General features: G+C 51.3%; 13 protein-coding genes. 10 read left to right on the plus strand and 3 right to left on the minus strand.

The window, feature by feature from the left end; translation table 11 throughout:
• Window positions 1–531: 531 nt before the first annotated feature.
• Window positions 532–1344 carry a class I SAM-dependent methyltransferase gene (locus M4I36_RS11850; protein ID WP_258111956.1) on the plus strand — a complete coding sequence of 271 codons (813 nt, stop codon included), beginning with the start codon at window positions 532–534 and terminating at the stop codon, window positions 1342–1344.
• Between the two features lie 775 nt (window positions 1345–2119).
• Window positions 2120–2380 carry a hypothetical protein gene (locus M4I36_RS11855; protein ID WP_258111957.1) on the plus strand — a complete coding sequence of 87 codons (261 nt, stop codon included), beginning with the start codon at window positions 2120–2122 and terminating at the stop codon, window positions 2378–2380.
• 163 nt (window positions 2381–2543) lie between these two features.
• Here the strand turns inward: M4I36_RS11855 and M4I36_RS11860 are convergent, their stop codons facing one another.
• Both M4I36_RS11860 and M4I36_RS11865 read right to left on the minus strand, forming a co-directional pair.
• Window positions 2544–2855 (minus strand): DUF2325 domain-containing protein, encoded by a 312-nt coding sequence (locus M4I36_RS11860; protein ID WP_258111958.1) that lies wholly within the window; start codon window positions 2853–2855, stop codon window positions 2544–2546.
• The gene (locus tag M4I36_RS11865; protein WP_258111959.1) at window positions 2856–3206 is read right to left on the minus strand and encodes a hypothetical protein; all 351 of its coding nucleotides are present in this window, start codon (window positions 3204–3206) and stop codon (window positions 2856–2858) included.
• 67 nt (window positions 3207–3273) lie between these two features.
• Between M4I36_RS11865 and M4I36_RS11870 the strand changes: the two genes are divergently transcribed.
• The 6 genes from M4I36_RS11870 to M4I36_RS11895 all read left to right on the plus strand — a co-directional run bounded on the left by M4I36_RS11870 (window position 3274) and on the right by M4I36_RS11895 (window position 6090).
• The gene (locus M4I36_RS11870; RefSeq protein WP_258111960.1) at window positions 3274–3609 is read left to right on the plus strand and encodes a recombinase family protein; all 336 of its coding nucleotides are present in this window, start codon (window positions 3274–3276) and stop codon (window positions 3607–3609) included.
• A gap of 370 nt (window positions 3610–3979) precedes the next feature.
• Entirely contained in the window at window positions 3980–4432 is a 453-nt protein-coding gene (locus tag M4I36_RS11875) for a recombinase zinc ribbon domain-containing protein (RefSeq protein WP_258111961.1), read from the plus strand.
• Between the two features lie 27 nt (window positions 4433–4459).
• The gene (locus M4I36_RS11880) at window positions 4460–4654 is read left to right on the plus strand and encodes a hypothetical protein (protein ID WP_258111962.1); all 195 of its coding nucleotides are present in this window, start codon (window positions 4460–4462) and stop codon (window positions 4652–4654) included.
• Window positions 4655–4885: 231 nt separating this feature from the next.
• On the plus strand, window positions 4886–5173 hold the full coding sequence (locus tag M4I36_RS11885) for a hypothetical protein (RefSeq protein WP_258111963.1): 288 nt from the start codon (window positions 4886–4888) through the stop codon (window positions 5171–5173).
• Complete coding sequence (locus M4I36_RS11890; RefSeq protein ID WP_258111964.1) at window positions 5166–5615, plus strand: type II toxin-antitoxin system VapC family toxin; 450 nt, start codon at window positions 5166–5168, stop codon at window positions 5613–5615. Before M4I36_RS11885 ends, M4I36_RS11890 begins: the two co-directional genes overlap by 8 nt.
• 175 nt (window positions 5616–5790) lie before the next feature.
• Entirely contained in the window at window positions 5791–6090 is a 300-nt protein-coding gene (locus M4I36_RS11895) for a hypothetical protein (RefSeq protein WP_258111965.1), read from the plus strand.
• A 656-nt stretch (window positions 6091–6746) separates the two neighbouring features.
• Here the strand turns inward: M4I36_RS11895 and M4I36_RS11900 are convergent.
• Complete coding sequence (locus M4I36_RS11900) at window positions 6747–7268, minus strand: YfiT family bacillithiol transferase (protein ID WP_258111966.1); 522 nt, start codon at window positions 7266–7268, stop codon at window positions 6747–6749.
• Between the two features lie 605 nt (window positions 7269–7873).
• On the opposite strand from M4I36_RS11900, the gene M4I36_RS11905 reads away from it, so the two are divergent.
• Window positions 7874–9250 carry a DDE-type integrase/transposase/recombinase gene (locus tag M4I36_RS11905; protein WP_258111967.1) on the plus strand — a complete coding sequence of 459 codons (1377 nt, stop codon included), beginning with the start codon at window positions 7874–7876 and terminating at the stop codon, window positions 9248–9250.
• Window positions 9247–9693: an AAA family ATPase gene (locus M4I36_RS11910; protein WP_258111968.1), complete on the plus strand. Its 447-nt coding sequence runs from the start codon at window positions 9247–9249 to the stop codon at window positions 9691–9693. Before M4I36_RS11905 ends, M4I36_RS11910 begins: the two co-directional genes overlap by 4 nt.
• Window positions 9694–9740 lie beyond the last annotated feature (47 nt).

Here is a 9740-nt window from a genome sequence, read left to right on the forward strand (position 1 = left end):
TCCTTCCCCCAAGTGCACGGTTTTTTACTCAATCCGCTCAAAATCCATACACTTTCATTCGACAAATTGCACGCGAATTCCTTGCTGCAACAGAGTTTTTAGTTTATTCAGCAGGCCCCAATTATTGAGAACAACTGCATAATTCATTAACTTGTAAACCCAAACCTTTTCGTAATGCCGGCCTTGCGTAGGTGCTTGAGCACCTTCAACTCCTCGAATGCAGGGCGAATCTCGGGTGGTAATGGATTTACGGCGTCACTCTGCGTTATCATGTACAAAACGCCTTTTCTGCGGTTATTTGGGGCTTAGACACTTCCAAGTATAACACGCAGAATGGTGTTTTTATTTGTTCAAGAGTGGTATTGTACGGCCCATCCGGCCAATAGATTCAATGGATTAACCCCATTTTCTTTCTACGAAAGTTGAGTTACAGCGCGAAAGATGCGTCATCTCCTCAAACTATTGTACAATTGTGGGAAAGAGGTCGCAATTGCAGGGTGCGGCATGCAGCACATGAGGAGGGGTTGGCAGTTGGCAGACATCGTGGGAAACAACATTCACAGATTTTCCGGCTATGCACAGCTCTACCACAGTTATCGTCCGGAAGTTCCGGAGAGCGTGATCGACATTCTCATTGCGTATCTGGGTCGTCGCCCGGATGTTGTGGTCGATCTCGGTTGTGGCACGGGCCTATCTTCCTTTCTCTGGGGGGCTGTGGCTGGCCGTGTAGTTGGTGTGGAGCCGAACGACGACATGCGGCACCAAGCGATGGAGGAAAATTCGCGCCGTGGGTTGAAGCAGATGAAGTTTGTAAACGGACTGTCGACGGCGATTCCTCTGGAGGATGGAGTGGTCGATGTTGTCACCTGTTCGCAGTCGTTTCACTGGATGAATCCTCAGCCCACCCTTGCCGAAATTCACCGCATACTCAAACCGGGCGGCTTTTTTGCCGCATACGACTGTGACTGGCCGCCGAGTTGTAGCGTGATGGCAGAACAAGCGTATGACACGCTCATTGAAGCTGCAGAGGGGTCGATTCAAAAGAATATTCCCGCAGAGCAGCAGGTGCACAAGTGGCCGAAACACGAACATTTGCAACAAATAGTGCAAAGTGGGTTGTTTACGTTCACGAAGGAAGTGGTTTTTCATGTTGAGCGCCAGTTGACCGCGCAAGAATTCATCGGGATTGGCCTCAGTCAAGGAAGCGTTCAAACGGTGCTCAAGCACCAACTTCCCGACATGGTGGCGGCGCTTCCGGCCTTTGAACAGACCGTTCACGCAGCGTTTGCAGAACAAACGAGGCGGGCTTGGTTGTGTTATCGGATGCGGATCGGCATGAAGTAAACGCGGCGGTTGAGGAGAACTTCTCTATGAAAGGCGGGCTTTGCGAGTTCAGATGGAGAAACCCTTTGCATCGTGATTTTGTCCATTTTCTACATGAAAATCAATCCACAGGACAAAGAACACCGAGGTGCTCTCTGTCTTCGCAAGACTGCCGGCATGTTTCCTGAGATAAAACCGCATCTTTCGCGCTGTAACCTGAGGTTTTAAGTAAATTTTTGCAGGGAAGTTAGTCGTCTGGGGCGAAATATCCCCCTTGGTTGTTGTAGGCCAAGGAGGATTTCCAGTTGCTCGATGATCTTAAGCTTACAAGCAAGAAGCTCGGTTCGGGGCCCATCTGGTCCTGGATGATTGACCACTCATCGGCCCGACCTCCTTCCCGCAACACGTGCGGGCAGAAGATGTCCCAAGTTCTTCGATGCTTATCCTCAGTCTAGCACAACTACGCCTTCCTCGAAGAGAGAACTGAGCGGTTCCCACGAAACCAACACCATGGATATTCGCTACCGTCTTAGAACGCCTTTTCTATAAATCTCCCTACCGCTCAAGAAAAAAAGGCCCGACCTGGACTAAGAGTCAGGTCGGGCCGCACAAGGTGGGGTCTTGTCTCGGTGCTTTCTTAGCCTTGCCAAGCGAAGGTCCGTTCAAACCTTCCCGTGCCCTTGTTTTGCCTTCGATGCCAAAGCCTTATCCGAATGAGCGATGCCAACCCCTCGGATTCTCCCCTTGTCTACGGTCGTACGATGTCAAATTGTGTCATAGTTATTGGGGTTATTGCTTGTTTATTCCTGTTCGCTACAATGGCCTCGATGTCGAACCGAAAGGCAGGTTGCCCGTGAGTCCGTTGCCGAGCACCGATACGATTCTAACGATTCTGCGCACCTTTTCCGACGCTGCGCTCGAAGACCTGCTGTGCATCTTGCAGTACACTTTGACCAACGAGGACGGGCGCTTTCCCCGAAGTGATGCCGAAGCGTTGTATCCGTTTCTTCTCGCAGAACTGCAGAAGCGAGGCATTCCGGTGGAGGATGACGTCTGAGTGCCGTGTGGTACACTGGATGTGCCGTGGCGGACCACCCTAGACCCAACACACCCTGTGGAACGCACATACGCCACGGCTTCCCCATCCAACGCCCCTATACCGATGCAGACAGCCTTTCGCACAGTTCTGCGACGCCCTTCGCACATTCCTCCAACCTCGCCTAGTGCACCAGCGAACAGGTGTCCTTCGCTTTCTCCGCTTTGAGCGCATAGAACTTTAGGTGACTCGCGTACGCCGTAATGAACACCATCCCGTCCGCCCTCGAGAGTTTCGAGGCCAGTTGACGGTCTTTGTCGAATCCAGGTAGAAAGTCCATGGTCACCCCGAAGCGGTCTAGAATCGCTCGATAGCCTGGAGCATGCCCTTCGTCTCCGATGACCAGAATCCGCTTGCCGATCAGTGGGGGCGCAAAGGTCTCCCGACATCCTTCGGATGGCATCGCAGGGTGAGACGGTTGCATGAGAAAACTCAACTAATAATTATTCTCCGCCTGCAACTCCTTTACGCGTTGCTGTAACCGCTGCAGTTCTTGTACTTCCATGCCCTCGTTGGACATTCGGAATTGAACGTTTATGTATCCCTGCGTGAGTTCCCTATATATCTCTTCAAAGAGGGCCAACTCCGGATCCAGGCTCTGGGACATCCGTTCAAACCATAACTCGACCACCCGTTCGTCGTCATAGAGCATCAGCAGAATATAAAAAAACGAAACGAGCTTTGGAGGTAGGGCGAGTTTGCGCTGCTTTTCAACCGCCCGTTCCAACACAGTCGGTTTCAACCATTCGCGAACCTTGCCTTCTCCATCTGCTGCCGTTGACTGCACTCACCATGCAGAGTGAAGCTGGACATCCCAAACGGGATCGATAATCTGACAATCGAGGTGACAAGCAATGGAACCAAAGAAAATCTACGAAGTCGCCACTTATCTACGCAAAAGCCGCGATGATACCGGCGGTGAAGAAGATGTTCTGCTCAAGCACGAAACGGCCCTGACCGATCTCGTCCGTAAAAACAATTGGCGCTACGTGATCTATCGCGAGATTGGCAGGTCTGACAGCATCCACTTCTGCCCCGAATTCAAGCGACTGGTGAAAGACATCGAGAACGATTTTTATGACGCCGTTGTCGTCATGGACTATGACCGTCTCAGTTGTGGCGATAAAGAGGATCGCGCACGGGTCGAGAAAACCCTTCAGCAATCGAACACGCTCGTCGTCACCCTGTAACGCATATATGACCTCAGCGATGAAGATCAGGAACTGATGACCGACATTGAAGGCGTGTTCGCCTGGTATGAGTATCGGATGATTAAGAAACGATTCCAGCGCGGCAAGAAGATCGGTGCTTGACTCGGTCACTGGACAAACGGTCCTGCCCCATTCCCCTACGTGTACAACTCAGAAGCCCATAGCTTGGATATCGACCATGAAAAACTGAATGTCTACAACTTCATGAAGCATCGGATACTGGGCGGGTCGACGTGTAGCGGTGTCTGCTTTGAACTCAACCGTCGCGGCATTCCATCGCCAAAGGGAAAGATGTGGTCGGAGAGCGTATGATATCGCCTGATTCTTAACGAAGTGCAACCTAGACCGAATGGTCTATGGCAAAACAAGCGGCGGGCTGCACAAGAAGCGTAAAGCTGCGCCGTTCAAAGTGATTTCCGGTGAAAACTGGATCGTCGTCGAGAATGCGCACTCAGCAGTCAAGACACTGGAGGAGCATGCCGAAATCATCACGCTGCTCGAAAGCCGAAGAATTCAACCGAAGCATTCGCGGCGCGGCACCTATGTGCTATCTGGCCTGCTCTATTGCGGAAAGTGTGAGTACTCACTACAATTCCAGCCCAAAGAAAACGGACGCACACTCGTGAAATGCCGGAAGACCGACGCCTTCGGCCATGCCTGTGGCAATCGCGGCATCGAACTCGAACATGTCGAAATGGCCGTGATGGAAAGTCTACGGACGCATGAAAAGGAACTCCTCAAAATGCCTGTCAGTGTCGATGAACCCGACATCTCGCCGCAACATCTCTTGGACGTGAAGTAAGGTGAACTTGAAAAGCTCAAGGACGGTGTGAGTCGGTTAAAGGATTTGTTCGTAATCGGAGACGTGACGAAGCCGGAGTACAAAACGCGACTGGAACGCTTGAAGGGCCTGACCGTCAAAAAGGAAAATGAAGTCGAACAGTTGAAGGAAAGCTTGGAGGGGAGTTCGCCATTGACTCATGCGGAACGGCTACAGCGGCTTGAAGCGATGAAAGTTGCGTGAGAGACCATCGACATCAGTCCGATGGAGAGAAACCGATTGACGAAACAGATTATCGAGCGGATCGAGTATACGCGCGATGGAGTTGAGATTGATATTCGAGTGAAGTTTCGCTGATGGCCAACTCACAGTAAAGTTCAATCCCATACAGTGTGATAAAATGTATTCAGATGAATCGAACACACAGAATTTCGGGCCAGTTAGAGATATTGGAAACGAATGGAGTTGAACGGTGTGGAGGCACGCAAGGAATTTTCAACAAGTGAAATTGATGCTTTATTGGAGAATGTCCGCGCGCGGATCAGTCAACACCGTGATCAAGCATCTCTGATTGACGTCATCGAAGATGAGGATGAATTGATTCTTCGCTTTCGTAACCCACGGACAGAAAAACAGCGCTACGATACATTTCAGAATTTAGCCGGACGGGGTGGACGAATCCCCAGCTCCGTATTCGACGATATGCTGGCACACGCGAATCGCGACGGTGAGGATGATCGGGAGGATTCCCGCTTTGAGTAATGTACTGTTTGATACCAATATCTATCTCTATCACTATCAGAAGTACCCGGATGCAGTCGACGCAATTCATACCGAATTGAATAAGGGTGCGATAATCCTCCTCTCCGTCGTACAAATCAGTGAGCTTCTTTCCACAACGGCAGTGGATCACGACGAGACAATCCGCACCGACATGGAGAGTTATATTTCCTCAGTCCATCGTGTCGTCGATGTCACTGAAGGGGTTGCCCGGAAAGCAGCAGAAATTCGCAGGTTATGGAAAACTTGTACTGGGAAGAACCTAAAACTGCCAGACGCCATCATCGCAGCTACAGCCCTCCTGCACAAGGCATCGCTGGTTGGTAACAATGACAAGGACTTTGCTCCGTTACATGATATGGTTGGACTCGATTATCGGAATCCTATCAAATCGCAAGAAGAGCTGCGTGAGTTTTTAAGGTAAGAAGAGGAACAATCGGAGTTTCGGTGAACGCCAATTTAATGCTATCGTCCGACCTATGTCGTTTCATCTATACGAAGAGAGAGTGTCAATCTCCATGAAGATATTTTGGTTCGTTGGCTTCCTGCTGGAGGCAAACATAATCGAAGAAATTCGTCGTGAATTGGAGTAGATAGCGATGCAAGACCCGGTGATGAAGAAAACGTTCGAGGAATGGGACGACATGAGTGATGACGTCCACATTTGGGCAAAAAGCGAATCTCACCGCAAGGCACTTTTGGATGAAGCATCAGTCATCCGAGAGGCGCAAATTCGCGAGCAGAAGGCTAGACTGGAGGGAAAACAAGAAGGAAGGCTTGAGGTAAAGGTGAATATGGTGAAAAGTCTTCTTTTCTATGGGGTTGACGTTGACTCAAAGTGCAAAGCATCTGGACTTTCCCATCAAAATGTTGAAAAGGTGAAAAAGCATCTTCAGTGATGTCTACGATGAAACAAGTACGAGAGCAAACATTCACGGATTTGAGGATGTGGCCACAGTTCAGCATGAATCGCTGAAGCCACGATCTTTGTGAGTTGACCGACCTTGGCGTAAAGTCGTTCGATTTTTTGTTCCTGTGCCTTGTGTTCTTTGGCCGCTTTTCGTTCATCTACGAACAGACTGGACATATTCTCTAGGGCGACTTTCTTCCACCGGCTCAATTGCACGGGGTCTGTCAAGCATTTTGTGCAAACTCATTTTCACCAGTGCTCGGATAGTTGTCTGCCCGGAACACCTCCATCCAGAATTCCCCTATGTGGCAGCGAGGTAAGGCTGTCAAGGTAAGTCCTCCAGCTTGACAGGCGAATCGATTCACCCATGAGACTGGAGTGGCGGTGGATTCCACACACGTGGGGAATCCACCTAGCTACGCGGTGGCACTCGGCTTATACGGTGTCCATCAATCCCCAAAACAGATCACCAGTTACCCTAAAGTCCGCCCCTTCTGCACTGTGCAGTTCGCCACACCCTAGTTTGCCTTTGCGCTGGAGATAAGCGGAGCTTGAACAGGCGCTCGATGACACGGCAAACCGTGGACACTCATGACGCAAAATCGATGCAGTTCAGACAAGCTCGTTGGTTGCCGGACTTGGGAGCTACCACCCCATACGATCACGTAGCGCTGTGATGTGCTTGACATGATGCTTTCCGTGCCAGGCATAGATGGCCAGCAGCGTCGCCAAACTACGGTCACCTTGATTAGGAAAGTGAATCGTCCGGTCAAAATCCGAACGAGACAGGGTCTTCAGGAGAAGTACCCAACGCGCCTGCAACCCGTTGAACAGCGCCAGAGACGGTTCGATCTCTCCTGCGAGTGAGTCTGGCATAGACGCCCACGCATTGATCGGCGCCGATCGCGCCTCTGGTCTGCTTTGTGCGAGGCCCAAGCGAAAGTTTAGATACGCCTGCGCGTGACTGTCCGGCAGGTGATGTATGACTTGACGCACAGTCCAACCGCCAGGCCGATACGGCGTATCCAACTGCGACTGCGACAATCCTTGCACGGCTTCGCGCAGATGCGAAGGCGTTCGTTGCATGTCTTCGATCCACCGATGAATGTGCGTCATGTCCACTATCTCTGGCACGTCCACCCGTCCAATAGGATACTGCAAATCCATCTCCGTCGCCCCTTTTCACAAACTCTGTTCAGCGAAGTTCTTTTTGCAGATCCTCACTGATTCGAACTACATTTTGGCACAGTGCGTCGTCCACTTCTACAACCTCAAGGAGTCACCGTGGCCGTCCGCTTCCAATCCAACAGTGTGCTGCCGACGTTTGTGGGTCGATACCAACGTTTTGCCTGGGACGTTCATGAGCAGGTTTTGTTGTCCTGTGAATCGGGGAATTCACTAGAAACAGCAGCGGCAGAGCTCCCTAATCCGGCGGGACCGGTTGCACCCCGCACCGTGTGGAGGTGGCGCAAGACGTGGGATCTCGCCGCTCATGAGTCGAGGTTTTGGGAATATGTGCTGGCTGTGAATCCGAGCCTCATATTGCCTCGTGGAAACCGTCGTCCGTTAGGAAAGCTTGCCTTATGGAAACAAATCTGGGATGAGCTCCTGCCAATGGGTGTGAGCGTTCGGTTACTGCATGGACTCTACCGGCTACGTCAACCAGAACAATGCTTAGGTCCCTAAACAACCCCACAATATATGTCTATGGCACCTTTCTCTTCTCCTCGCAAAAATGGGATTGTAGCCAAATTTCGAGGAGGAAGATGGAAATGACGCCAGGGTTGAGAGAACAGGTTGCTGCGTTTCGGTACAGCCTCATTGCTCCTGTGGTCAGTCGACAGACGCCGCAGAGCCCGGGAGAGATTGGGGCCTATTTGCGTGAGACAAGCGCGATGGAGTATGTCATCCCAGGGAGCAACACCCAGACACGTGTCAGTGTTCGGACGCTGGAACGGTATCTGGCACTGTACCGCAGGGGCGGGTACGATGCCTTAATGCCCAAAGTCCGAAATGACAAAGGAAATACGCGTTTGTCCGAAAATGTCCTGGGAAGAGCAGCGCAGCTTCGCAGGGAGCGTCCCGAACGAAGTGTCGAGCAGATTATTCTTCTCGTTGAGGCGGAAGGTGTCGCACAACCAGGGACCGTTGCAGCGAGTACCCTCGCCCGCCATCTGCGCCAAGCGGGACTCAGTCGAAAAAAACTGCTCATTACACCGCAGAATAAAGGGACCTTCCGGAGATTCGAAGTGGAAGATGTTCATGTGTTATGGCAGGCAGATTTTAAACACGCGTTGTATCTGCCTGACCCAGAGAAGCCAAACAAGAAGAAACAGGCGATTCTCTTTGGCATCTTGGACGATTACAGCAGACTCATGGTACATGGGCAGTTCTATTGGGACGAGAAGATGCCGCGTATGGAGGATAGTCTGAAGAAGGCTATTCTTCGTTATGGCATCCCCGAGCAGCTCTATGTCGACAACGGAGCCGTTTTCTCCTCCCACCACTTGAAACGCATTTGTGGACGTCTTGGAATTCGTCTTTCTCACAGTCGTCCCTACCGTCCTGCTGGACGCGGGAAAATTGAGCGGATCTTCCGGTTTCTTGACACGAGCTTTATTCCGGAGGCGTATGAAGCGATTGAGTCTGGTCTTATTGAAACCCTTGAGGATTTGAACGAAGCATTTCACACGTGGATAGAGGGCTACTACCATGTCCGCAAGCACGGGAGTACCCGCGTTTCGCCCAAAGACCGAGCTGCACAGAGCGAGCGTAAACCGAAACGTGTGTCTGAAGAAGAACTCAACGAAATCTTCTATTGGCAGGAAGAGCGCAAGGTAGACAAAGCCGGTTGTGTCTCTCTCCAGGGCAACCGATTTCAAGTTGAGGATGAACTGGCAGGACGGCAGGTTCAACTTCGTTACGACCCGTACGACCTTTCTGTGATACAGGTGTGGTGCGCCGACGTGCGATACGCAGATGCTACCCCCATGGACCTGACTCGGCGTTACGACCACCGGGTCGAGAAGGAAGCGACCCAACGGGAGCAGAAAGTTGAGCCCGGTATCTCTTTATTCGAAGCGCTGAAGCAAAGACAGAGAACCCATGCGGAAGGTTTACGTTTCTCAAGGGACGGTGAAACACGATGACACCAACTGAACAGTGGAACTGGCAAACGGTCCCTTTCCGCAGAGATGCCAAAGGCGAAGCACTATTTGACTCATCCGGTCACAAAGAAGCATTTGCAAGACTCCATTACATTTTGGAGCACAAGGGACTCGGGCTCCTGACGGGTGAAGTCGGTAGCGGCAAGACAACCCTTATCCGCCGTTTGTTGACGGGACTCGATGACATGCGCTTTCTACCCATCTACATTTGTGTTCTGGGTCTAAAACCCAAAGACTTCTACGGGGAACTGCTTTCTCACCTTGGAGAAGCCATGCCCTTTGGACTCAGCAAAGCTCGGAAGCTATGGAATGAACGCGTTCAAAGTCAGGGAGATTTGTCAGAGCGGCAGTGGGTTGTGGTCATTGATGAAGCCCAGGACATGGCTGAAGACATGGGTAGTGTCCCGTCAAGTGGTGTAAATTGAGTGCAACTACTCAGTGTCTGCTATTTATGCAAAACTGACGTTGGCGC

Origin of the sequence: Alicyclobacillus sp. SP_1 (assembly GCF_024706985.1) — a bacterium.
Taxonomy (GTDB): domain Bacteria; phylum Bacillota; class Bacilli; order Alicyclobacillales; family Alicyclobacillaceae; genus Alicyclobacillus_I.